This is a genomic window from Bacillus sp. SYZHCR11, assembly GCF_057196865.1.
In genome coordinates this window covers 753,065-778,458 of the sequence record NZ_JBXUND010000001.1, presented here as the reverse complement: position 1 = coordinate 778,458, position 25,394 = coordinate 753,065, and the positions used below count along the sequence as shown (strand labels likewise).

Genomic DNA, 25,394 nt, shown 5'->3' with positions numbered 1-25,394 from the left:
GACTTATGCTTGGGGTGTCGATTGCTTTGACTACTAAAAAAACAGCGCCTGATTTGTTATTAGTTATCATTACGTTATTGCTTTTAACAATAGGATTAATTATGGTCTACAGTGCAAGTGCGGTATGGGCGGATTATAAATTTGACGACTCGTTTTTCTTCGCGAAACGGCAGCTGCTGTTTGCGGGGATCGGCGTCATTGCCATGTTTTTCATTATGAATGTGGATTATTGGACATGGCGCACATGGTCGAAGCTGCTTCTGATCATTTGTTTTTTTCTGCTTGTGCTTGTGCTGATTCCGGGAGTCGGAATGGTGCGGAACGGTTCAAGAAGCTGGATCGGAGTGGGAGCGTTCAGCATTCAGCCTTCGGAGTTTATGAAACTCGCGATGATTGCGTTTCTGGCTAAATTTCTTTCTGAAAAACAGAAGAATATTACGTCATTCAGACGCGGATTCGTTCCCGCGCTCGGAATCGTGTTTTCTGCATTTATTATTATTATGTGCCAGCCGGATCTGGGAACGGGGACGGTAATGGTGGGCACGTGCATCGTGATGATTTTTGTATCCGGTGCGCGAATCGCTCATTTTGCGTTCCTCGGACTCATCGGTTTAAGCGGATTTGCGGCGCTTGTTCTGTCCGCTCCTTATCGGATTAAACGGATTACCTCTTACTTAAACCCGTGGGAGGACCCGCTTGGAAGCGGATTTCAGATCATTCAGTCGCTCTATGCCGTAGGTCCGGGGGGACTGTTCGGGATGGGGCTCGGCCAAAGCCGGCAAAAGTTTTTTTACCTGCCGGAGCCGCAAACCGATTTCATTTTTGCTATTTTATCTGAGGAACTCGGCTTTATCGGCGGTTCGCTCATATTGCTGCTGTTCAGTATTTTATTATGGCGGGGCGTCAGGATTGCCCTCGGCGCGCCGGATTTATACGGAAGCTTTGTCGCCATCGGTATTATTTCTATGATAGCTATTCAAGTCATGATTAATATCGGCGTTGTGACGGGGCTGATCCCGGTAACAGGAATTACGCTGCCGTTTTTAAGCTACGGAGGCTCATCACTGACGCTGATGCTCGCAGCGGTCGGCGTGCTTTTAAATGTCAGCCGGTACTCGAGGTATTGATCTGTATCTTGCCTCATCACTCATGATCTATTCGTTATCTATAAAAAAACAGACAACATCAATAACCCTGTCCTAAAAAACAGGGTTATCGCTATGTGATTAAGGGGGACATACGAATGCGTATTGCAGTAAGCGGAGGCGGAACCGGAGGACATATTTATCCGGCCCTGGCCTTTATTAAAGAAGTTCAGCGCCGGCATCCGGATGTGGAATTTTTGTATATCGGAACAGAGAACGGTCTGGAGAAAAAAATTGTTGAACGGGAAAATATCCCGTTCCGCGCCATTGAAATTACAGGTTTCAAACGAAAACTTTCTTTTGAAAATGTAAAAACCGTCATGCGTTTCTTAAAAGGCGTGAAGAAAAGCAAATCATATTTAAAAGAGTTTAAACCGGATGCCGTTATCGGTACAGGCGGCTATGTATGCGGTCCGGTCGTATACGCGGCGGCAAAAATGGGAATTCCGACGATCATTCATGAGCAAAACAGCCTGCCCGGCATCACAAATAAGTTTCTCTCGAAATATGTTAATAAGGTGGCAATTTGCTTTGAAGAGGCAAAATCGCATTTTCCTGCTGAAAAAGTTGTGTTTACGGGAAACCCGAGAGCCTCTGAAGTCGTCTCAATTAAGACAGGCCGCTCATTAACTGAGTTCGGGCTGAAAGACAATCAAAAAACGGTGCTCATTTTCGGCGGAAGCAGAGGCGCGGCTCCCATTAACCGTGCCGTGATAGATATGCAGGAAGAATTGAAAACGAGACCTTACCAAGTGCTTTATATTACCGGGGAAGTGCATTACGAGAAGGTAACGGCTGAGCTGAAAGGCGGAAAAGCCGCTGATAATATGGTGACAAAACCGTTTTTGCACCAAATGCCGGAGTACTTACAATCAATTGATGTCATTGTGGCAAGAGCCGGAGCGACGACGATTGCGGAGATCACCGCTCTCGGCATTCCGAGCGTGCTTATTCCGAGCCCGTATGTGACAGCCAATCACCAGGAAGTCAATGCGAAGGCGCTCAGCCAGCATGACGCTGCAATCGTACTGAAGGAAACCGAGCTCAGCGGAGAAAAACTGATCGCTGCGCTGGACAAAATCGTCATGAATGAAGAAACCTTAAAAGACATGAGTGAGCGGACAAAATCACTCGGTGTTCCGGATGCGGCAGCCAGACTGTACAGTATCATGGAAGACATAAAAAAATAGAGCAAATGGAATGCGGAGGTTTATGATGGAGAACGTAATTCAGGAATTAAGAGACCGCGAAGTCGGCAAAGTGCTGGAACAAGAACCGCTCGCGAACCATACAACGATGAAAATCGGCGGTCCGGCGGACATTTTGATCATCCCCAACAGTGTGGAAGCGGTCAAAGATATTATGGATATTGTGAAGAAACATGATCTGCCATGGACGGTTATCGGCCGCGGTTCAAATCTGCTCGTGCTTGATGAAGGCATAAGAGGAGTTGTCATCAAACTGGGCGCGGGTCTGGATCATTTGGAGATTGACGGTGATCAGGTGACGGTCGGAGGCGGCTATTCGGTCGTCCGGCTTGCGACTTCCATGAGTAAAAAAGGAATGTCCGGTCTCGAATTTGCAGCGGGCATTCCCGGATCAATCGGCGGGGCCGTCTATATGAATGCCGGGGCGCACGGATCTGATATGAGTGAGATTCTTGTGAAAGCCCGTATCTTATTTGAAGACGGCACAATCGAATGGCTGACAAACGAAGAGATGGATTTCAGCTACAGAACGTCTGTTTTGCAGAAAAAACGCCCCGGCGTCTGTCTCGAGGCAGTTCTTCAGCTTGAGCAAAAGGAACGGGAAGCCATTACGGCGCAAATGCAGCAGAACAAAGATTACAGAAAAAATACGCAGCCGTATTCAAGCCCATGCGCCGGAAGCATATTCAGAAATCCGCTGCCGAATCATGCCGGAAACCTCGTTGAAAAAGCGGGATTAAAAGGACATCAGATCGGCGGAGCGAAAGTATCCGAAATGCACGGGAATTTTATCGTCAATGCCGGCGGAGCGACTGCCAAGGACGTTCTCGACCTGATTGAGTATGTGAAAAAGACAATCCGTGAGCAGTATGATGTTGACATGCATACGGAAGTTGAAATCATCGGAGGGAATCGTTAAAAGGTTCTCTGATTTCCATGAGCTCATGTGATATACTTTTAACAAATGTCAAACGGCATCACAGCATGCCGTTTGTTTTTCAATCAGACGAATGTCAAGCTGTTTCATTCTTAGTGAGGTGGACAGGCAGTGAACCCAAATCATGAAAGAGAAAAAATCGTAAATATTGAAGAGCGGATTCCGAAAATCAAAGAGCAGCGGAAACAAAAAGCAAACCGCCGGCTGATTTCATTCATTGTGCTCTTTTTTATGATGGTGCTGATCATCGTGTACTTGCAGATGCCGATCAGCAAAGTGTCTTCTGTCACCGTTTCCGGAAACGAAAACGTGTCTGTAAAAGAGATCAACGCGCTTTCTGATATACATAACGGACAAACCGAGTTCTGGAGTCTGAACAAGAAAAAAACAGAAGAAAAGATTGAGCAGAATAAACTGGTGAAAAAGGCGGATCTTTCAAAAGTATTTCCTAATAAAGTCAGCATTCACATTGAAGAATACAAGACGATCGCGTATCTGCAGCGGAATGATGTGTATTATGAAGTGCTGGAGAACGGCACCGTGCTGCCGAACGAAGTCACGCCGGATGACGCGGGCCCGATTTTGGTTGACTGGACAAACGCGAAAAAGCGGGTCAAAATGGCGGAGCAGCTTGATAAGCTTTCCGGTTCGCTAAAGCAGTCGATTTCTGAAATCTATTATACACCGGTAAAAATGGACCAGGACCGGATCAAGCTGTATATGAACGACGGGTATGTAGTTACCGCTTCTATTAAAACATTTGCCGACCGGATGAAGACCTATCCTTCTATCGTTTCCCAGCTGGACGGCGGGAAAAAGGGGATTATCCACTTAGAAGTCGCTACGTATTTTGAAGAATTTAACAAAGGTAAATCCGGCAAGAAAAAAGAAAATGATTAATAGTTCTAAAGAACTAATTTTAAGGTGATTCAAAAGAATCTATTACAATCAGCGGGGCAGCCGATATAACCGATAGCGGAATAATTATGACTATGTTTGTTTTTGCCCGGGATATGGCTGCCGGACAAGGGGAAAATTCTCAATGCAATGGGCGTGTCTTCTTCAATGAACATTGCATTTGGAATTTTCCTCCTGTTTCTTCTTTTTTCGGATGTTTCTGGCAATATCTATAGCTTTTCTGGAGGTTCATCTTAGTGTAGACTAATGGAAAGCGGGTATATTTGCATCTGGTTTGCACATTATGGCACCGTGACAGGAAATCTTACGGTAAGGTGGGCCGTCTCTAAAAAAAATAAAAAAAATGCGATATAAAAGAGGATATACATAGAATATAACGAATAGTTTCATTAAACATAAATTGTGAGAAATCAGATAAGAATTTGTTGATGCTGTTGTTTTTGTTACACACTTGTAAAGCCACATTCATTGTATTGTTGTTCCGCAAATAATAGAATAGAATTTGATCGAAATGTGAGGAGGTGCCATAGAATGAACAACAATGAACTTTACGTCAGTCTTGACATCGGTACGTCCAATACAAAAGTGATCGTCGGAGAAATGACAGATGATTCCCTTAACATTATCGGAGTGGGAAATGTACCGTCTGAAGGATTGAAAAAAGGCTCAATCGTTGATATAGATGAAACCGTTCATTCTATAAGAAAAGCGTTTGACCAAGCTGAAAGAATGGTAGGTTTTCCGCTGAAAAAAGCCATTGTCGGCGTTAATGGAAATTATATTCATATTCAAGATACGAACGGCGTTGTCGCTGTTTCCAGTGAAAACAAAGAAATTCACGTTGAAGACGTCCGCAGGGTAATGGAAGCGGCACAGGTCGTGTCGGTTCCGCATGAGCAGCTGATCGTTGACGTCGTTCCGAAACAGTTTATCGTTGACGGAAGAGACGAAATTACCGATCCGAAAAAAATGCTCGGAGTGCGCCTGGAAGTAGAAGGCACGCTGATTACCGGCTCCAAAACGATCTTACATAATTTACTTCGCTGTGTGGAGAGAGCGGGCGTTGAAATTACTGATATCTGCCTGCAGCCGCTTGCGGCCGGTTCGGCGGCTTTGTCAAAAGACGAAAAAAACCTCGGAGTCGCCATGATTGATATCGGCGGCGGCTCGACGACGGTGGCGGTATTTGAACAGGGGCACCTGAAGGAGACAGCCGTCATTCCGCTCGGAGGCGAAAACATCACGAAAGATGTATCGATCGGATTGCGCACTTCCACCGAAGAGGCTGAAAGAGTAAAAAAACAATTCGGACATGCATTCTACGATGAGGCTTCAGAAGATGAAGTATTTGAAGTCACCGTCATAGGAACGAATCAAAAGCAATCTTTTACACAGCAGGAAATTGCCAATATTATTGAAGCAAGAGTGGAAGAGATTCTTGAGATTGCCGCAGCCGAAATTGAGCATATGGGAATTACAGATCTGCCCGGCGGCTTTGTGCTGACCGGCGGACAGGCCGCAATGCCCGGAGTGCTTTCATTGGCACAGGAAGTGCTGAGGCACAATGTAAGGGTCGCAAGCCCGAATTACATCGGTGTAAGAGACCCTCAGTATATGACGGGTGTCGGCTTGATACAATTTGCCTGCCGAAATGCCAGAATTCAGGGAAGAAAAATAGGCTTTCATATGCCGGAAGAAGCCGTGCAGGAAATCGCGGTCTCTCACGAAGAAGAACATCATCAGCGGCCAGAGGCGCAGCAGCGTCCAAAAGCAAAACAAAAAACACAAGCCGAACACAACAAACCGAGCAAAATGAAAAAACTATTAAGCATGTTTTGGGAATAGATTGATAGTCATTCGGCAGATTAGGAGGATTTAGCATGTTGGATTTCGAAACAAACATAGACGGCTTAGCATCAATTAAAGTAATCGGAGTAGGAGGCGGCGGTAATAACGCGGTCAACCGAATGATTGAAAATGAAGTGCAGGGTGTAGAGTATATTGCGGTAAACACGGACGCGCAAGCTCTTAACCTGTCAAAAGCGGAAGTGAAAATGCAGATCGGGGAAAAGCTGACCCGCGGTCTCGGAGCGGGAGCGAATCCGGAAGTCGGCAAAAAAGCCGCTGAAGAAAGTAAGGAACAAATCGAAGAAGCGTTAAAAGGCGCTGACATGGTGTTCGTTACAGCCGGAATGGGAGGCGGTACCGGAACGGGAGCCGCACCGGTGATCGCTCAAATCGCAAAGGACTTAGGCGCTTTGACTGTCGGTGTCGTAACAAGACCGTTTACATTTGAAGGAAGAAAACGCCAGCTGCAGGCTGCAGGCGGTATCACGGCAATGAAAGAAGCCGTTGACACACTGATCGTTATTCCGAATGACCGCATTCTTGAAATTGTCGATAAAAACACACCGATGCTTGAAGCATTCCGTGAAGCTGATAACGTGCTTCGCCAAGGGGTGCAAGGTATCTCTGACCTCATCGCAACGCCTGGTTTAATCAACTTGGACTTTGCCGATGTCAAAACCATCATGTCCAACAAAGGTTCAGCATTGATGGGTATCGGGATCGCTACAGGAGAAAGCCGTGCTGCTGAAGCCGCCAAAAAGGCGATCTCCAGTCCGTTACTGGAAGCGGCAATCGACGGAGCGCAAGGTGTTTTGATGAACATTACGGGAGGTACAAACCTGAGCCTCTACGAAGTGCAGGAAGCAGCCGACATCGTCGCTTCTGCCTCTGACCCTGATGTCAATATGATTTTCGGTTCAGTTATCAATGAAAATCTGAAAGATGAAATCGTCGTCACCGTTATTGCGACCGGTTTTATCGAACAGGAAAAAGATGACTCAAAACCGCAGCGTCCGACTTTAAACCAAGGATTGAAGTCTCAAAGCCAAAACGCTGCGAAACGTGAGCCGAAACGAGAAGAAACACAGCATCAAAACACGGTGAACCGCCATACATCACAACCGGCGGATGATGCCCTCGACATTCCTACATTTTTAAGAAACCGCAACAAACGCGGCTGATGTAAAAAAGGACAAGACCACATGGTTTTGTCCTTTTTCTTTTTTGTGCACAGTCTTCCTTCCTATCCCCCATGATCTATACAGTGAAAAAAGAAGCTTTATACCTATGACGAATTGATTGTTTTTTAGTTTCATACGGCTTTCTACAGAATGTGACAATATCTGGATGGAAGATTGTCTACATTTAACGTACAGCATCGAAATGACAAACGATTCCAATTATGAAGGGGGGATACACATTTTATAGGGCGTTACCAAATAAGGGGGGATACGATTGAAGAAAAAAACGAGAAACAGATGGACAGGCTCCGTTTTAAGTGCGATTGTCGTCAGTTCACTGTTGTTTCCGGGTGCAGCCGGAGCGAACAGCACACCGGGGGCAGTTTCTTTCACCAAAGATCTTTCTTCCTCTAAGAGCATTCAGCATAAGATTTCCGATTCAGTCAAGAAGCGTTTTGAAAAAAATGATAAAGTCACGTTTCTTATCAAATTTAAAGAGAAAGCCAATACGAAAAAAGCGGTCAAAGAAGCAGAAAAAAATGCCGAGTCTCATTCGCTTTCCGCAGCAAAAACCGAATATCAAAAGCGGTCAGCCGTTGTTTCTTCTTTAAAACTGGCAGCTCATGATGCGCAGCAGAATCTGAAAACATATTTGGAAAAACAAAAAAAGAAAGGAAAGGCTGATCACATCCATTCCTATTATATTGTCAACGGAATGGCAGTTACTGCTTCGAAAGAGGTAATGGAAAAAGCCGCCTCATTTCCTGAAGTAGAAAAAGTTCTTCCGAATGAAAAACGTCAGCTTACTCAACGGCAAGCAAAAGCTCCTTTTCAAATGAAGAAAAAACAAAAAGAGGTCAAAGCAAAGGAAGGCATCGAATGGAATATCAGCCAAATTGATGCGCCGCAGGCCTGGGCCTCAGGATACGACGGAACCGGCACGGTTGTCGCCTCCATTGATACGGGAGTTCAGTGGGATCATCCCGCGCTTAAGGAAAAATACCGGGGTTACGATCCTGAAAATCCCGCAGCGCCGAATCATGAAAAGAACTGGTATGATGCCGTGTCCCATAAAGACGCTCCCTACGACGATCTTGAACACGGCACTCATGTAACAGGGACCATGACGGGTTCAGAACCTGACGGCTCAAATCAAATCGGTGTGGCTCCGGGGGCGAAATGGATCGCAGTAAAAGCATTTTCAGATGACGGAGGAACCGATGCCGATATTTTGGATGCCGGTGAATGGGTGCTTGCGCCTAAAGATAAAAACGGCACGCCGCATCCCGAGATGGCGCCGGATGTTGTCAATAATTCCTGGGCGGGCGGTTCGGGAATGGACGAGTGGTACCGCGATATGGTGAATGCGTGGAGAGCGGCAGGGATTTTTCCGGAATTCTCTGCGGGAAATGAAGACTTATTTACACCGGGAGGACCGGGTTCAATCGCAAATCCGGCCAATTATCCTGAAGCATTTGCGACAGGTGCGACTGACATCGACAAGAAACTCGCTGATTTCTCACTTCAAGGCCCCTCACCGTATCATGAAACAAAACCGGACATTTCGGCTCCGGGAGTGAATATCCGTTCTTCGATTCCTGGAGGAACATACGAAGGCGGCTGGGACGGAACTTCAATGGCCGGGCCGCATGTGGCGGCGACGGCGGCTTTGTTAAGGCAGGCGAACGCCTCTATTACGGTCGATGAAATAGAAGACGTTTTGACGCGCACCGCCGAAAAGCTGACAGATTCCGTTTTTCCGGAATCACCGAATAACGGTTACGGCCACGGTCTCGTTAACGCTTTTGATGCCGTTTCTGCCGTAACGGACGGAATCGGAAGCGTAGAAGGCAAGGTATCTTCTGCGGGCGAAGATCACAATCCGCCCAGCTTTCATCATGAACCGGTCTCAGAGGCTTACAAAGGGGCAAACCTTCCGTTAACGGTTACAGCAGAAGATGATGTAAGCATAACTGAGGTGATCCTCTCCTATCAGTTTGATGAAGGAGAGTGGAAAACGGCAGCCGCCGTTCAAAAAAGCGGTGATGAAAAAAAGGGAACATACCAGGCGGAGATTCCGGACATAACGGGAAGCAAGATAAGTTATAAATGGACCATAAAAGATTTCGGAGGTCATTCTGTAGAATCTGATACGTACCGGGCTGACGTGAAACCGAGCATTACGGCGGGATACAAAGAGGATTTTGAATCACAGCCGGCGGGCTGGTCCAGTTACGGGACACATGATCAATGGGAATGGGGTATCCCGGGTTCAGGGCCCGGCGCCGCATTTTCCGGAGATAAAGTGTATGCGACGAATCTGTCCGGCCCTTATGCCGATTCGGCCAACATGAATCTCGTGATGCCTCCGATTCAAGTTCCGGAAACAGGGCGGCTGTTTTTACAATTTAAAAGCTGGCACAAGCTCGAAGAATTTTTTGATTACGGGTATGTGTTCGTTCTGCCGGAAGGGAAATCAAATTGGGAGCAGGCGGCCGTTTACAATGGTGATTCCGCAGGATGGAATGATGAAGAGGCGGATTTATCTGCGTATAAAGGCCAAAACATAAAGCTCATGTTTAATATGCAGTCTGACGAAGTACTCAATGAAGACGGATGGTATATCGATGATGTCCGGCTTTCAAGCAGCCCTCTCGGCAAGGCGGCTAAAAAAAGTAAACACAATAGACAAACACCTCCCGGCCACCTGAAGAAAAAAGCCATCAGTCCGAAACAGGCCAAACCGGCAGTGAAATCACCCGGAAAAAGAGTGAAACGTGAAACAAACCTCCTGCCGCTCAGAGCGCAAATCAGTGTCGCCGAGACGGGGAAATCCGTATATTCCGACCCTGCAAGCGGAAGCTACAGCCTGTCACATAAAGCGGGAAACTATACGCTGAAAGCCGAGGCATACGGATTTAAGTCCGCTTCGAAACAAGTTTCTGTTCAAGCAGACAAAACCGCGCAGGCAGACTTTACACTGGAGCAAATGCCGTCCGGCACGCTAAAAGGAACCATCACCAATCAGTCCACAGGCGAACCGGTAAAAGGGGCTGCGCTTTATGTGGCCGAGGATGCCGCAATTGAGCCGGCGGTGACAAACGATAAAGGGGAATATTCGCTTAAGGCGTACGAAGGCTCCTACACAATCAAAGTAGCGGCAAAAGGCTTTTACAATAGCGAATTTTCTGTCGACATCAAAGGAGATGCTGAAAAAAACGTCAAGCTTAAGCCGTATGTCGGTTATGAAGGGGAAATCGCCTATGATAACGGGACGGAAGAAGCCGCGCTGTCATATTTTAAAGCCGGCAGCAAATCTGCCGTTAAGATGACCCTCAAAGACGGAAAAGAACACGGTATGCTGACGGGAGGCCTTTTTAAATTTTGGGGCGCCGACTGGCCTGATCCGGGCGGTACCGAATTTCAAGCAGAAGTATATGATGCATCCGGCCCTGATGGAGCTCCGGGCAGCAAAATTGCCGGCCCGTTCCAAGCTGAAGCGCTTCGAAACGGCGAGTGGACCAAAGTGGATCTCAGCTCAAAAGGAATCGCGGTCGGAAAGGATTTTTATCTTGTGTTCCGTCAGACGAAACCCGATCCTTATACACCTGCCCTGTCATCTGATGACGGCAGTCCGTACTCGAACAGAAACTGGCAATACCTCGACGGCCGCTGGTCAAAAGCCGATAAATCAGACGGAAACTTTATGATCAGGGCTTTGGTCGACTACGAAGCTTCTGTGCCTGAGATAACGTCGCCTGAAAACCGGTCATTTACAAACAAGAAGTCAATCACGGTGAAAGGAACGGCTTCACCAAAAACCGCTGTCCGTCTTACCAATAACGGTAAAACCGCCGCAGAAACGAAAGCAGATGCAGACGGCAGTTTCCAGGCCGGTGTCACACTCACTAAAGATGGCAATCGGCTGACAGCGGCATCTGTGACAGACAGCGGGTCAACCGACGAGTCACGCCCTGTCACGGTCATACTGGATGAGGATAAGCCTGATGTGACGATTGACAGTCCGGCAAACGGTGATAAAACAAATAAAGAAGCAGTGACTGTAAAAGGAAAAGTGCACGACGCCCATTTAAAATGGGTAAAGGTGAACGGAAAAAAAGCTGAAGTAAATAACGGTTCTTATCAAGCGAGAACCCTTCTGGAAAACGGCAGCAATGAGATCAAGGTCACGGCCTCAGATGAAGCTGGTAACAAAACAACGAAAAAGACGGTAATCGATGTCAATTACAATGCTCCCGTCATTTCCGGATTGGTTCCCGGAGCGGATAAGGAATTAAAAGCCGGAGAATCAGTGAAAATCGCTTTTTCAAGCGGAAAGAAATTAGACGCTTCCTTCGTGATCCGTCTGCCTCTGACAAACGCCCGGGCAGGGAGCCAAAACGCAACAGAGCTTCCGCTGAGAGAAATTTCTCCGGGACGATATGAGGGTTACTGGACGGCGGCTTCTTCCATCAAAGCAAGCGGAGCAAAAATTGACGTTATCGCAAGAGATGACTACGGAAATGAAACGAGACAGACGGCTAAAGGAAAACTTTATATCAATGAGTAAAAACAGAGCGCTGCCAAATCACGGCAGCGCTTTTTTAGTTGAAGGGGACAATAGAAAATCAACCTTTTCGGCCCTCGACAAATAAAACGGTTATCCCTTAAAAATTGTACTTTACCCTCAACATTAATTGACAGACTTTCCCACAGAGCTTGCTTTATACTTATGAAACAAGAGAGAGAAACAGATATGTAAGACAAAAGAGGAAAGGGGTCAGATGTGAAAATCTATCTGGATGTCATTTGGCTGTTGAACTTTTGTTTTGATTCTCTTTTGCTTTTATTGACCGCCTTTATTTTAAAACGCCAGGTGAAAAAAAGAAGAGTGGCCGCCGGCGGTTTCATCGGGTCAGCCATTGTGCTTCTGATGTTTACGCCTATTTCTCCCTTTGTGGAGCATCCGGCGGGAAAAATGGCGTTTTCGGTAGTCATCGTGCTTACGGCTTTTGGCTTTAAACGGTTCCGATACTTTTTTCAAAATTTGTTCGCCTTTTATTTCGCGACTTTTCTCGTCGGCGGGGGAATGATCGGCGTACATTCCCTGCTGCAGACAGAATCAATTGTGCAGCAAGGCGTAATGGTTACAAGCCAGACCGGATTCGGCGACCCGATCAGCTGGATGTTTGTAGTTATCGGATTTCCGGCCATATGGTTTTTTTCGAAAAAGAGAATTGAAGACATCGAGACGAAGTCCATTCAGTACGATGAACTTGTCATGGTGCAGGCGGAATTCAGCGGACAGACAATCCGCGCGAAAGGATTGGTGGATTCCGGGAATCAGCTGTATGATCCGCTGACGAAAACGCCGGTCATGATCCTTCACATTAACAAATTCGCTCCGATCCTCAGCGAAAAGGAAACGGACTTCATCAAATCCGCCAGTCCGCTTGAAGTGATAGAGCAGCTTGATGATTCGTTCCGCCATGCGGATAAGCTGAGGCTGATTCCATACAGGGGCGTCGGCCAGGACAATCAATTTTTACTCTGTTTAAAGCCGGATTACGTCACGATTTTAACAAAAGACGAGATGATCGCATGTGAAAAATGCCTGATCGGCATCAGCACGAAGCCATTATCCGCTGACGGTGAATTTGACGGAATCGTTCATCCGAAGATGCTGACAGGGAAGGCTGTAAAACATGTTTCCTGACGAAAAGTCTGTTATTCATCATACTCAAAACGCGTGGTATTTAGAAGGGGGAGGAAGATGAAAAAACTTAAGCTGCGTCTGACATATTTGTGGTATAAATGGCTGATGAAACTCGGACTGAAAAGCGATGAAGTGTATTACATAGGAGGAAGCGAGGCGCTGCCGCCGCCTTTGTCTAAAGAAGAGGAGCAGGTGCTCTTATTAAAGCTGCCGAGCGGGGATCAGGCGGCGCGGGCCATCCTGATTGAGAGAAACTTACGTCTTGTCGTTTACATTGCCCGCAAATTCGAAAACACCGGCATCAATATCGAGGACTTAATCAGCATCGGCACCATCGGTTTGATCAAAGCGGTAAACACGTTTAATCCGGAAAAGAAAATCAAACTCGCCACCTACGCATCGCGATGTATTGAAAACGAAATTTTAATGTACTTGCGCCGAAACAATAAAATCCGTTCAGAGGTGTCCTTTGATGAACCGCTGAACATTGATTGGGACGGAAACGAACTGCTGCTTTCGGATGTGCTCGGCACAGATGATGATATTATTACGAAAGACATTGAAGCCAATGTGGATAAAAAACTTTTGAAAAAAGCGCTTGAGCAATTAAACGAAAGAGAAAAGCAGATTATGGAACTGCGTTTCGGGCTTGTCGGAGAAGAAGAAAAAACCCAAAAAGATGTAGCCGACATGATGGGGATTTCACAATCTTATATCTCCCGGCTCGAAAAGCGGATTATCAAAAGACTGAGAAAAGAGTTTAACAAAATGGTGTAAAATTTTTTCCATCTGACAGCCCTTACTGCTGCAAGGATTGCCGCCGCCGGATGTTTATTTCTGTAAAATGGCGGTGCATATTTTTCCCACCCGAGGAGATACTTAACGTTGTACAGCAGCTCCTAGTGGGAGGGAAAAACGTGTCAAGAAATAAAGTCGAAATTTGCGGGGTGGATACCTCCAAATTACCGGTGCTCAAGAATGAAGAGATGAGAAAGCTGTTTAGGCAATTGCAGGATGAGGGCGATGATTCAGCGAGGGAAAAGCTTGTAAACGGCAATCTGCGCCTTGTCTTAAGCGTCATTCAGAGGTTTAACAACAGAGGAGAGTATGTTGATGACTTATTTCAGGTCGGCTGCATCGGACTAATGAAATCCATTGATAATTTTGACCTAAGCCATAATGTTAAGTTTTCAACATACGCTGTACCGATGATCATCGGAGAAATCCGCAGATATTTGCGGGATAACAATCCGATCCGCGTCTCGAGGTCGCTTCGCGATATCGCATATAAAGCGCTTCAAGTAAGAGAGCGGTTAATCAGTGAGACAAGCAGGGAGCCGACAGCAGAGGAAATCGCCAAAGTTCTTGAAGTGCCCCATGAAGAAATTGTGTTTGCCCTTGACGCCATCCAGGATCCGGTTTCACTGTTTGAGCCGATTTATAATGACGGCGGCGATCCGATCTACGTGATGGACCAGATCAGCGATGAGCGCAACAAGGATACACAATGGATTGAGGAGCTCGCTCTGAAAGAAGGCATGAGAAGACTGAACGAACGGGAAAAAATGATTTTGCGAAAGCGCTTTTTCCAAGGGAAAACCCAAATGGAAGTCGCTGAAGAAATCGGGATATCCCAAGCTCAGGTCTCAAGGCTTGAAAAGGCAGCCATTAAACAAATGAATAAAAATATCCACCAATAACGGAAAAAGCCTTTAAACCTTGTTTAAAGGCTTTTTTCATGCGATGGTTTACGTTTGCAAAAAAGTGATGTATTCTAATGTGTAAAAGTTTTTAGAAAATTTAAATAAAGTAAACGGGGGAAACGGCAATGATTTTACAGCTGGACAGTGTGTCATTAAAAAGAAACGGGAAATGGATTTTGAAAGATATTAACTGGCGCGTCGAGAAAAACGAAAATTGGGTGCTGTACGGATTAAACGGAGCCGGAAAAACGGCTTTGCTGAATATGTTATGCTCTTATTACTTCCCCACTTCAGGAGAGATGCAGGTGCTCGGCCATCAGTTCGGCAAAACAGAGCTCGGTGACAGGCTCAGAAGGAAAATCGGCCTTGTTTCGGCAGGTCTTCAGCACAAATTATATGCCGCGGACTCCGCTTTTGAAATCGCCCTCAGCGGCGCGTACGCCTCAATCGGGCTGTACGAAACTCCGAGTGAGCAGGTAAGGGAAAAAGCGATCGGTCTTCTGAAGGATTTGGGCGCCATCAGTTACGCCGACAGGCGGTACGAAACATTATCACAAGGGGAAAGACAAAGAGCGCTGATTGCGCGGGCGCTTATGGCTGATCCCAAACTGCTGATTTTGGACGAGCCCGTGACGGGTCTTGATTTTATGGCAAGGGAGCAGCTGCTGGACACGATTACGTCGATCGCCGAAAAAGAAAATGCGCCGTCCATCCTTTATGTCACCCATCACGCTGAAGAAATTCTGCCGGTATTTGATCAGGCGCTGCTTTTAAAACAAGGCGAGGTGTTCGCCTCCGGGGAAATCAGGGATATGCTTTCTGACGAGCGGCTTACAGCGTTTTTCGATACGCCTGTCAATGTCTTATGGAACAATGGCCGCCCGTTTTTAACACGTGCAAAAGAGGCATCATCCGTAAAATAACATCAATTCACCCTGGGGGTGCTGCCATGCGGCTGAGAGAGACGTTGTCTCAACCCTTAACGGACCTGATCCGGATCATGCCGGCGGAGGGAAGCGGTGAAAAAAGCGGAGGAAGATCCGTTTTTTACCCGTTTTATTTTAATGAAACGGGTTTTTTGATACAGCCAAAGGGGAGATTTCCAATGCATCAGATTGATATGCTGTTACACCAGGCGGAGAAACGGCGGGGCGATTTAATACAAATAGCTGAAAGGTTGATCGCCTTTCCGACACCGGCTCCGCCTGCAAGAAATACGGCAGAAGCCCAAAAGTGGGTGGCCGGCTTTTTAAAAGAAACGGGCTGCTCGGTCGATATGTGGGATGTGTATCCGGAAGATCCGAATGTAGTCGGTGTTTTAAAAGGGACAGATTCAAGCAGGCATCAAAGCCTGATTTTAAACGGACACATTGATGTGGCAGAAGCCGGGGGCGAAGACTGGAACTCTGACCCGTTTCAGCCGCTCGTAAAAGACGGCATGCTGATCGGAAGGGGCGCCGTTGATATGAAAGGAGGTTTGGCGTGTGTTCTTTTCTCTCTGAAGCTGATCCATGATGCCGGCATTAAGCTTCCGGGCGACCTCATTGTACAGTCTGTAATCGGAGAAGAAGTCGGCGAGGCGGGGACGCTGGAATGCTGCAAACGCGGCTATCACGCGGATTTTGCGGTTGTCGCGGATACGAGCAGCCTGCATATTCAAGGGCAGGGCGGTGTCATCACCGGCTGGATAGAATTGAAAAGCAAACAAACATTTCATGACGGCATGAGGCGCAATATGATTCATGCGGGCGGAGGCACATTCGGAGCGAGCGCCATCGAAAAAATGGCGAAAATCATCACTGCCTTGGGAGAGCTGGAGCGCCACTGGGCGGTAACGAAAAGCTATCCCGGCATTGCGCCCGGCACCAATACGATCAACCCCGCCGTCATTGAAGGCGGAAGACACGCAGCGTTTGTCGCCGATGAATGCCGGTTATGGATCACCGTCCACTTTTATCCGAACGAAACGCACGAACAAGCAGCCGCAGAAATCGAAGACTATATTAATCGTGTCGCTGACAGTGATCTGTGGCTCAAAGAAAACAGGCCGGTGTTCAAATGGGGCGGATCTTCGATGATTGAAGACAGAGGAGAGGTGTTCCCGGCGCTGGAAATCGATCCGGATCATCCGGCAGTTTCTGTCTTGGCTGCATCACACTCTGCCGTCAAAAAACAGGAGCCCGTCATTGATGTTTCCCAAACCGTAACAGACGGAGGATGGCTTTATCAGGCCGGGATTCCGAGCGTCATATACGGCCCCGGCGATTTAAAAAACGCCCACTCCGTAAACGAGGAAGTGTCCGTTGATGAGCTTATGGACTATACGAAAATCATGCTGAGATTTATTCTCGGCTGGTGCAGCCGCAAAAAAGATTGCCCGATGTGACAAGGTTCAGCCCGGCCGTTCATATAATAGGAAAAAGAACGGGCAAAGGGCGTGATACGGATGATCAGCATATCTGAATTTCAAATAAAAGATGTGGTAAACGTGTCGAACGGAAAAAAACTCGGAAGCATCGGGGATATTGATATTAACGTGACAACGGGAAAAATTCAGGCGATTATTTTAGGCGGCAGCGGAAAAGTTCTCGGTTTTTTCGGAAAAGAAGAGGAAATGATCATTCCTTGGCGAAATATAGTTAAAATTGGGGAAGATGTCATCTTAGTGCGTGTAAATGAACCAAAGGGGGGAGCGTAATCCTCCCTTTACTTGTAAAAAGCCGGAAATCTCAATGTTTCCGGCACATTTATTTATCTCATTTTTCAATCAGCCGCTAAACGTATGCTTAAAATTGTGTTAAAATGAGTGGGAAATTACGCTTTTTTAATGTTTGTCGAAAGGTTGGATCTCCATGAATACATATCACCCGTTTAGTCTTACCACCCCCTCGGCACTCATGATAGAAGACTGGAACTGTGTGAATCAGCTTAACACAAAGGTCATCGCCGGATTCACAACGAAAAACGGCGGTGTCAGCAATCCTCCGTATGAGTCATTAAATACCGGATTGCACGTCCGGGACGAAGCTCATGATGTTGTGACAAACCGTGGAGTCATAGCGTCCTTATGCGGTACTGATCTGGATTCCTGGGTGTTCGCCGACCAGACACATGAAAACCGCGTCCGGCGCGTGACAGCCGGGGATAAAGGAAAAGGAGCGAGAGACTATTCTTCCGCATTCCGCGGGACGGACGGGCTCTACACGAAAGATGCGAATCTTTTTTTGGCCCTTTGTTTTGCGGACTGTGTGCCCTTGTATTTTTATGACCCGGTGAAATCCATTATCGGCGCTGCCCATGCCGGATGGAAGGGGACGGTCAAACAAATCGGACGCATCATGACGGAACGCTGGGTAAACGAAGAAGGCTCCCGTTTAACAGATATTCAGGCTGTCATCGGTCCGTCCATCAGCGCGGGAAGTTATACAGTCGACGACCGCGTCATCAATGAAGTGCGGGCGCTGCCCTTTACGGCTGAATCCGCCATATGCGAAACGGAAAAAGGCCAGTATCAACTTGATTTAAAAGAGGTCAACCGTCTTCTTCTGATACATTGCGGCATTCCGGAAGAAAACATTTCAGTCAGCGGATTATGCACCGAACGAGAGCGTGAACTATTCTTTTCACACCGCCGCGACAAAGGGAAAACGGGACGCATGATGTCCTTTATCGGAATGAAGGAGGCATAAGATCTTGCGTGTTGCTGATCAATTACGACATATAAACGAAAGAATAAACGAAGCATGTAACAGATCGGGCCGAAGCCCCGAAGATGTTACCGTCATCGCGGTTACAAAATACGTATCAGCTGAAAGGGCTCAAGAGGCCGTTGATGCCGGTATTACAAGTCTGGGAGAAAACCGGGATGCCGAGCTTATCCATAAGCAGGAAGTCATCAAAGGAAGCCCGAAGTGGCACTTTATCGGCAGTCTTCAGTCCAGAAAGGTGAAGGCCGTCGTTGACCGTGTATCTTATATTCATTCCTTAGACAGACTGTCATTGGCAAAAGAGATTGAAAAACGGGCGCAGCATACGGTTCGCTGTTTTGTGCAGGTGAATACTTCGCTTGAGCCGTCTAAGCACGGTTTGAAAACAGAGGAGGTCATCCCCTTTATCAGAGAGCTTTCTGAGTTTAGAAACATTTCTGTAGAGGGCCTGATGACGATGGCTCCCCTGACAGACGATACAGAAACGATCAGAGCCTGCTTCCGGCAATTGCGTGATCTGAGGGATCAGGTGCAAAAACTGAATCAGACAAACGCGCCGTGCCGGGAACTGTCAATGGGCATGTCAAATGATTATGAAATCGCTGTTGAAGAGGGCGCAACTTTTATCAGAATCGGCTCTTCATTAGTCGGAAATGAACCGGGGGGTGTAAACAAATGAGCATGAAAAATAAACTGAAAAACTTTTTCTCAATGGATGAGGAGGAGTACGAGTACGAATACATTGAAACGGAGCAGGATCATCAGGAAGAGCATGAACAGCAGAAAGATAAACAGCCTGCTTACGCTCAGAAGCCGCAGGGCAAGCAGAACGTAGTAAGCTTGCAAAGTGTTCAGAAATCCTCTAAAGTGGTCTTGAGTGAACCGCGTGTATATGCGGAAGCGCAGGAAATCGCCGATCATTTAAAGAACAGGCGGGCGGTTGTCGTCAATCTGCAGCGCATCCAGCATGATCAGGCGAAAAGAATCGTCGACTTTTTAAGCGGTACCGTCTACGCCATCGGCGGCGACATTCAGAGAATCGGTTCAGATATTTTTCTGTGCACGCCTGATAATGTCGACGTTTCCGGCACGATTTCGGAGCTTATAAATGAAGACGAACATCAGAGGTGGTAAAGCAGGATGATTCTTTATCAAATTTTTTCCGTTCTGAGTTATTTAATTTACATCTACTCGTTTGCCCTGATCATCTATATCTTTATGTCATGGGTGCCGAGTACGAGAGAAACGGCGGTCGGACGGTTTCTCGCAGCGATTTGCGAACCGTATTTAGAGCCGTTCAGAAGGATCATTCCGCCCATTGCCATGCTGGATATATCCCCGATTGTAGCGATTATCGTGCTTCGGTTTGCCACGACGGGACTTTGGGGCCTATACCGCATGATCGCAATGTATACTTGAATGCGACAGTTTGATACGGGCTTGGCACCAGCCAAGCCTCTTTACATAGAAAGGAAAGAACATGAGCGATATTTACCAGCACTTCAGACAAGACGAGCGGCCTTTTATTGATCAGGTGCTTGAATGGAAACAGATTGTCCTGGACCAGTATCGGATGAAGCTGACTGATTTCTTAGATCCCAGGGAACAGGTGATTGTAAAAGCCGTTATCGGCGACGCCTGCGGTCTTGCGTTTTTCGGAGGATATGACAGAGCTGAGCGCAAACGCGCGATTTTATACCCTGAATATATGGAACCTGAACAGGATGATTTTGAGCTCCGGGCTTTTGACGTTCAATACGCTGAAAAATTCGTCAGCATTGACCACCGCTCTCTTCTAGGATCATTAATGGGGGTCGGCTTAAAGCGGCAGAAATACGGCGATCTGATTTTCTCAGAGGAAGCCGTGCAGCTCATCGTCTCCGGTGAAATCGCCGATTTTGTCAGCACTCAGCTGACGAAGGCGGGCAAAGCGCCGGTAAAGCTTGAGAAAATCGAGCTTTCCGCTCTTCACATTCCCGCTTCAGATGTCGAAATAAGGGATGACACGGTTTCTTCATTGCGTCTCGACGCCGTCTGCGCTTCAATGAGCAGGCAATCCCGGCAGAAAGCGCAGGCGCTTGTGAAAAACGGGCTCGTTAAGGTGAATTGGAAAGCTATTGAAGATCCGTCTTTTCAGGTTGCTGAAGGGGACATGCTCTCGATTCGCGGCTTCGGACGATGCAGTTTGGCAAAAGTTGACGGAAAAACGAAAAAAGACAAATGGAAAGTTACATTTGAACGGCAAAAATGAGTCGTTTTTTCAGTTTTTTTCTCCATCTGTGCCGTATTTGTTTTATAATGTGAACTAGATAACCGTACTGAAATGTAAAAATGGAGGTGGCAATATGCCATTAACGCCGAATGATATCCATAACAAAACGTTTACAAAAGGTTTTCGCGGATATGATGAAGATGAAGTAAATGAATTTTTAATGCAGGTCAGAAAAGATTACGAAATCGCACTCCGTAAAAAAACGGAGCTTGAGGCGAAAGTGAACGAGCTGGACGAAAAAATCGGCCACTTTGCCAATATCGAAGAAACGCTGAATAAATCAATTCTCGTAGCCCAGGAAGCAGCAGAAGACGTAAAGCGCAACTCGCAGAAAGAAGCGAAGCTGATCGTCCGTGAAGCAGAAAAAAATGCCGATCGCATCATCAATGAGTCACTTTCCAAATCAAGAAAAATCGCAATGGAAATCGAAGAGCTGAAAAAACAGTCTAAAGTCTTCAGAACACGTTTCCAAATGCTGATTGAAGCGCAGCTTGACCTGCTGAAGAACGATGATTGGGATCATCTGCTGGAATACGAAGTCGACGCGGTATTTGAGGAAAAAGAATAATTTTCTGATTTTCTTGACATTCTTCGGCCCGTTCGAATATAATACGTTCATAAATTCAGATGAAAAGACGATTGAAAGGGACCGGCATGACTCAAAACAGGCTATAAAGCGAACCGGGGAAGGTGAAAGCCCGGGATGGCCGGAATCATGCAGATCAGCCCTTTAGTTTCCTTTCTGAACCGAGAGTAGGAAAGGACGTTCCATCACGTTACGATGTTCGAGAGGAAAAGACGGATGATCCGTTTTTTCTAAAAGGGTGGTACCGCGAGATAAGCTTTCTCGTCCCTTATGGGATGAGAGGGCTTTTTTTATTTTCTGAAAAATGTTGTGGAGGAATGAAAATGGATTACAAAGATACGCTGTTAATGCCGAAAACAGATTTTCCGATGCGGGGAAATCTGCCGAATCGTGAGCCGGACATGCAAAAAGACTGGGAGGAGCAGGACATTTACCGTCTTGTTCAAGAACGGACGAAAGACCGCCCGAAATTCGTGCTGCATGACGGACCTCCTTATGCAAACGGAGACATCCACATGGGCCATGCCCTGAACAAAATCCTGAAAGACTTCATCGTCCGCTATAAATCAATGAGCGGTTACAACGCACCGTACGTGCCGGGCTGGGATACGCACGGACTGCCGATTGAAACGGCGCTGACGAAAAACAAAAAAGTAAACCGGAAAGAAATGTCCGTCGCTGATTTCCGCAAGCTTTGCGAAGATTATGCATGGCAGCAGATCGAAAGACAGCGCGAACAATTCAAGCGTCTCGGCGTCAGAGGCGATTGGGAAAACCCGTATGTTACGCTTCAGCCTGAATTTGAAGCGCAGCAGATCCGCGTTTTCGGCGAGATGGCGAAAAGAGGCTATATTTATAAAGGTCTGAAGCCGGTCAACTGGTCGCCTTCAAGTGAATCTGCCTTAGCAGAAGCGGAAATTGAATATCAGGACAAACGTTCCGCGTCTATTTATGTTGCGTTTAAAGTGAAAGACGGTAAAGGCGTTCTGGAAAACGGAGAAAGCTTCATCATCTGGACGACGACGCCGTGGACGATGCCTGCCAACCTCGGAATTTCCGTTCATCCTGATCTTGAATACAATGTCATCAAGGTTGGAGACAAGCGTTATGTAGTGGCGGCTGAACTGATCGAAAACGTAGCGGAGGCATGCGGCTTTGAAAATCCTGAAGTTGTCGCATCATATAAAGGCAGAGAATTAGAATACATCACTGCAGAACATCCGCTGTACGGCAGAGATTCACTCGTCATGCTCGGTGACCACGTCACAACCGATGCCGGAACAGGCTGTGTTCATACTGCCCCGGGCCACGGGGAAGATGACTTTATCGTCGGCCAAAAGTACGGCTTAGAAGTACTGTGCCCTGTTGATGAAAAAGGAAACATGACCGACGAAGCGCCGGGCTTTGAAGGAATGTTTTACGATAAAGCCAATAAACCGATCACGGAGAAGCTTGAAGAAAACGGCGCGCTTTTGAAACTCGAGTTTATTACACACTCCTATCCGCATGACTGGAGAACGAAAAAACCGACGATCTTCAGAGCGACTGCGCAATGGTTTGCGTCAATTAAAGATTTCAGATCCGATCTGCTTGATGCCATCAAACAAACGAAGTGGGTGCCGGAGTGGGGCGAACAGCGCCTTTACAACATGGTGCGCGACCGCGGTGACTGGTGTATCTCAAGACAGCGCGTCTGGGGTGTTCCGATCCCGGTATTTTATGCAGAAAACGGTGAGCCGATCATCACTGACGAAACGATTGAACACGTGTCTGAGCTGTTCAAACAGCACGGCTCAAACGTATGGTTTGAAAGAGAGGCAAAAGACCTCCTGCCGGAAGGATTTACACATCCGGGAAGCCCGAACGGAATCTTCACGAAAGAGCAAGACATTATGGATGTATGGTTTGATTCAGGTTCTTCCCATCAGGCCGTTCTTGAAGAACGAGATGATCTTGTCCGTCCGGCTGATTTATACCTTGAAGGCTCTGACCAATACCGCGGCTGGTTTAACTCATCTCTTTCCACCGCTGTTGCAGTCACCGGCAAAGCGCCGTATAAAGGCGTATTAAGCCACGGATTTACACTTGATGCAAACGGCCGTAAAATGAGTAAATCACTCGGCAATACGATTGACCCGACAAAAATCGCAAAACAGCTTGGAGCTGAAATTCTGCGTTTATGGGTATCTTCCGTAAACTATCAGGCCGATCACCCGGTTTCTGAAGATATTCTGAAGCAGGTCGCGGAAGTATACCGGAAAGTCCGCAACACGTTCCGCTTCCTTCACGGCAACCTGTTCGATTTTGATCCAAGCATCAATGCCGTGGATGTAAAAGATCTCCGCGAAGTGGATCAATATATGCTGATCAAGCTGAATAAGCTGATCGATAAGGTGAAAAAAGCGTACGATGAATACGAATTTGCGGTTGTTTATCACAGCATTCACAATTTCTGTACGATCGAGCTCAGCTCCTTCTATCTTGATTTTGCAAAAGATGTTGTGTACATCGAGCATGCGGATCATCCGGACCGCCGCAGCATGCAGACCGTCTTTTATGAAACGCTGCTGGCGTTAGTGAAACTGACGGCGCCGATTCTCCCGCATACGGCGGATGAAATGTGGTCTCACTTATCATTTGTTGAAGAAGCGAGCGTGCAGCTGACAGATATGCCGGAAACCATTGCTGTTCCGGACAGTCAGGCGACAGAAGAAAAATTCGACCGCTTCATGGAGCTTCGAAACGACGTGCTGAAAGCTTTGGAAACAGCCCGTAACGAAAAAATTATCGGAAGATCATTGGAAGCGAGCCTGACTTTGTATCCGAACAAAGAAAACCGCGACCTCTTGTCATCCATTAAAGAAAACATCGCGCAGCTGTTTATCGTCTCAGAACTGACAGTAAAAGACGAAAGTGAAGCGCCGGAAAACGCGCAAAGCTTTACAACAGGAAAAATGACCGTAGAAAAAGCGGAAGGCCAGATGTGTGAGCGTTCCCGCGTAATTTCTAAAGATGTCGGAGCCAATCCGAAATATCCGACATTATCACTGCGCAATGCGGAAATCGTTGAAAAATATTATCAAAAATAATAAATGAGAAAGCGCCCGGTGTCAGCCGGGCGCTTTTTTACATGCCAGCAATGTCATCGATTAGAACGGCAGGAAAATTCTTATGGGCTTCAAATGGCGCTCTGAGGGCAACAATAAAGCTATAACATCAAGAGCAGGAGTTGTGATGAATGAATGATCAACTGACCGCAATCCACACGGAGCTTCTCATGATGAAAGAAGAACTTCAATCAAGATTATTCGAATATTCTTGCTTTCAAATGTCAGCATCTGTTGAACCTTCAATGAACGACCAAGAAGCAACTCTGATCTATCATATAAAAGAAGAACTTCAGGATGTTCTTCTTGCCCTGTCTAAGTTTGAAAACAATACGTACGGTTATTGTGAAAAAACAGGCGCCCCCATTCCGATTGAAAAACTTGCGGTGCTGCCGACGGCCAGAACCGCTGATGATTTTTATTATCCCGCTCAATTTGAAAAGAAAACCCTTCCATACTGGGTAACCGGAGATTATGCATATGATCAGGCGCTGTATGAGTGACAGCGTCTGTTTGTATACGCTTATGATCTGCCTTTACTCCGGCATCTTTTACTGATAAAATTCATAAAGGATAAAAGTAACTGTATACTGGAGGAACGTGTGTGCTTTATTATCTTATCGCTCTTTTTATTATTATTGCCGACCAATTGACCAAATGGCTTGTCGTCAGCCATATGGAATTGGGACAAAGCATACCTGTCATCGACCAGGTGCTTTATATCACATCTCATCGCAACACGGGAGCGGCGTGGGGGATTTTAGCCGGCCAAATGTGGTTTTTCTACGTCATTACCATCGCCGTGATTATCGGAATCGTTTATTACATACAGCGTTATGCAAAAGGGCAGATGTTACTCGGAATTTCTCTCGGCTTAATGCTGGGAGGTGCGGCCGGAAACTTTATTGACCGGGCGGCGCGCCAGGAAGTGGTGGATTTTATTCATGTCATCATCGTGGATTATCACTATCCGATTTTTAATATCGCGGACTCCTCACTGTGCGTCGGTGTAATACTTTTATTTATTCATATGCTGTTTGACAGCGGGAAAAAGAAGGAGCAATAA

22 protein-coding genes and 1 riboswitch are annotated in these 25,394 nt (G+C 46.8%); all 22 genes read left to right on the top strand.

Going from position 1 to position 25,394, the window contains the following annotated elements; all coding sequences use genetic code 11:
- Window positions 1-26 precede the first annotated feature (26 nt).
- The 22 genes from spoVE (at window position 27) to lspA (ending at window position 25,394) form a co-directional block, all read left to right on the top strand.
- A complete protein-coding gene (gene spoVE / locus AC2CGA_RS03390; RefSeq protein ID WP_003154430.1) occupies window positions 27-1,127 on the top strand; it encodes a stage V sporulation protein E in 1,101 nt (366 codons plus the stop codon).
- Between the two features lie 116 nt (window positions 1,128-1,243).
- The gene (gene murG / locus AC2CGA_RS03385; protein WP_003154428.1) at window positions 1,244-2,335 is read left to right on the top strand and encodes an undecaprenyldiphospho-muramoylpentapeptide beta-N-acetylglucosaminyltransferase; all 1,092 of its coding nucleotides are present in this window, start codon (window positions 1,244-1,246) and stop codon (window positions 2,333-2,335) included.
- A 25-nt stretch (window positions 2,336-2,360) separates the two neighbouring features.
- Entirely contained in the window at window positions 2,361-3,272 is a 912-nt protein-coding gene (gene murB / locus AC2CGA_RS03380; RefSeq protein WP_014304967.1) for a UDP-N-acetylmuramate dehydrogenase, read from the top strand.
- A 129-nt stretch (window positions 3,273-3,401) separates the two neighbouring features.
- Complete coding sequence (locus AC2CGA_RS03375) at window positions 3,402-4,190, top strand: cell division protein FtsQ/DivIB (protein WP_024085278.1); 789 nt, start codon at window positions 3,402-3,404, stop codon at window positions 4,188-4,190.
- A 549-nt stretch (window positions 4,191-4,739) separates the two neighbouring features.
- Complete coding sequence (gene ftsA / locus AC2CGA_RS03370) at window positions 4,740-6,053, top strand: cell division protein FtsA (protein WP_003154425.1); 1,314 nt, start codon at window positions 4,740-4,742, stop codon at window positions 6,051-6,053.
- A 35-nt stretch (window positions 6,054-6,088) separates the two neighbouring features.
- Window positions 6,089-7,237 (top strand): cell division protein FtsZ, encoded by a 1,149-nt coding sequence (gene ftsZ / locus AC2CGA_RS03365; RefSeq protein WP_003154424.1) that lies wholly within the window; start codon window positions 6,089-6,091, stop codon window positions 7,235-7,237.
- Window positions 7,238-7,511: 274 nt separating this feature from the next.
- Window positions 7,512-11,807, top strand: a complete 4,296-nt coding sequence (locus AC2CGA_RS03360; protein ID WP_139885268.1) for a S8 family peptidase — start codon at window positions 7,512-7,514, stop codon at window positions 11,805-11,807.
- Window positions 11,808-12,023: 216 nt separating this feature from the next.
- Complete coding sequence (gene spoIIGA, locus AC2CGA_RS03355) at window positions 12,024-12,953, top strand: sigma-E processing peptidase SpoIIGA (protein ID WP_024085280.1); 930 nt, start codon at window positions 12,024-12,026, stop codon at window positions 12,951-12,953.
- 57 nt (window positions 12,954-13,010) lie between these two features.
- Window positions 13,011-13,730, top strand: coding sequence for an RNA polymerase sporulation sigma factor SigE (sigE, locus tag AC2CGA_RS03350; RefSeq protein WP_007409714.1), 720 nt, complete (start codon window positions 13,011-13,013; stop codon window positions 13,728-13,730).
- 140 nt (window positions 13,731-13,870) lie between these two features.
- A complete protein-coding gene (gene sigG, locus AC2CGA_RS03345; protein WP_003154420.1) occupies window positions 13,871-14,653 on the top strand; it encodes an RNA polymerase sporulation sigma factor SigG in 783 nt (260 codons plus the stop codon).
- 128 nt (window positions 14,654-14,781) lie between these two features.
- Window positions 14,782-15,579, top strand: coding sequence for an ABC transporter ATP-binding protein (locus AC2CGA_RS03340; RefSeq protein ID WP_024085281.1), 798 nt, complete (start codon window positions 14,782-14,784; stop codon window positions 15,577-15,579).
- Window positions 15,580-15,583: 4 nt separating this feature from the next.
- Window positions 15,584-15,688: riboswitch (TPP riboswitch) on the top strand.
- A gap of 73 nt (window positions 15,689-15,761) precedes the next feature.
- A complete protein-coding gene (locus tag AC2CGA_RS03335; protein ID WP_484480122.1) occupies window positions 15,762-17,042 on the top strand; it encodes an acetylornithine deacetylase in 1,281 nt (426 codons plus the stop codon).
- A gap of 60 nt (window positions 17,043-17,102) precedes the next feature.
- On the top strand, window positions 17,103-17,354 hold the full coding sequence (locus AC2CGA_RS03330; protein WP_003154415.1) for a YlmC/YmxH family sporulation protein: 252 nt from the start codon (window positions 17,103-17,105) through the stop codon (window positions 17,352-17,354).
- Between the two features lie 154 nt (window positions 17,355-17,508).
- Window positions 17,509-18,345, top strand: a complete 837-nt coding sequence (gene pgeF / locus AC2CGA_RS03325; protein WP_057080698.1) for a peptidoglycan editing factor PgeF — start codon at window positions 17,509-17,511, stop codon at window positions 18,343-18,345.
- Window positions 18,346-18,349: 4 nt separating this feature from the next.
- Window positions 18,350-19,042 (top strand): YggS family pyridoxal phosphate-dependent enzyme, encoded by a 693-nt coding sequence (locus tag AC2CGA_RS03320; RefSeq protein ID WP_024085283.1) that lies wholly within the window; start codon window positions 18,350-18,352, stop codon window positions 19,040-19,042.
- A complete protein-coding gene (gene sepF, locus AC2CGA_RS03315) occupies window positions 19,039-19,497 on the top strand; it encodes a cell division protein SepF (protein ID WP_003154410.1) in 459 nt (152 codons plus the stop codon). Before AC2CGA_RS03320 ends, sepF begins: the two co-directional genes overlap by 4 nt.
- Before the next feature lie 6 nt (window positions 19,498-19,503).
- Complete coding sequence (locus AC2CGA_RS03310; protein ID WP_003154408.1) at window positions 19,504-19,782, top strand: YggT family protein; 279 nt, start codon at window positions 19,504-19,506, stop codon at window positions 19,780-19,782.
- 61 nt (window positions 19,783-19,843) lie between these two features.
- Window positions 19,844-20,614: a YlmH family RNA-binding protein gene (locus AC2CGA_RS03305; RefSeq protein WP_014304974.1), complete on the top strand. Its 771-nt coding sequence runs from the start codon at window positions 19,844-19,846 to the stop codon at window positions 20,612-20,614.
- Window positions 20,615-20,708: 94 nt separating this feature from the next.
- Window positions 20,709-21,203 (top strand): septum site-determining protein DivIVA, encoded by a 495-nt coding sequence (gene divIVA, locus AC2CGA_RS03300; protein ID WP_003154406.1) that lies wholly within the window; start codon window positions 20,709-20,711, stop codon window positions 21,201-21,203.
- Between the two features lie 341 nt (window positions 21,204-21,544).
- Window positions 21,545-24,310 (top strand): isoleucine--tRNA ligase, encoded by a 2,766-nt coding sequence (ileS, locus tag AC2CGA_RS03295; protein ID WP_014304975.1) that lies wholly within the window; start codon window positions 21,545-21,547, stop codon window positions 24,308-24,310.
- Between the two features lie 149 nt (window positions 24,311-24,459).
- Complete coding sequence (locus AC2CGA_RS03290) at window positions 24,460-24,831, top strand: TraR/DksA family transcriptional regulator (RefSeq protein WP_014304976.1); 372 nt, start codon at window positions 24,460-24,462, stop codon at window positions 24,829-24,831.
- A gap of 101 nt (window positions 24,832-24,932) precedes the next feature.
- A complete protein-coding gene (lspA, locus tag AC2CGA_RS03285; RefSeq protein WP_003154398.1) occupies window positions 24,933-25,394 on the top strand; it encodes a signal peptidase II in 462 nt (153 codons plus the stop codon).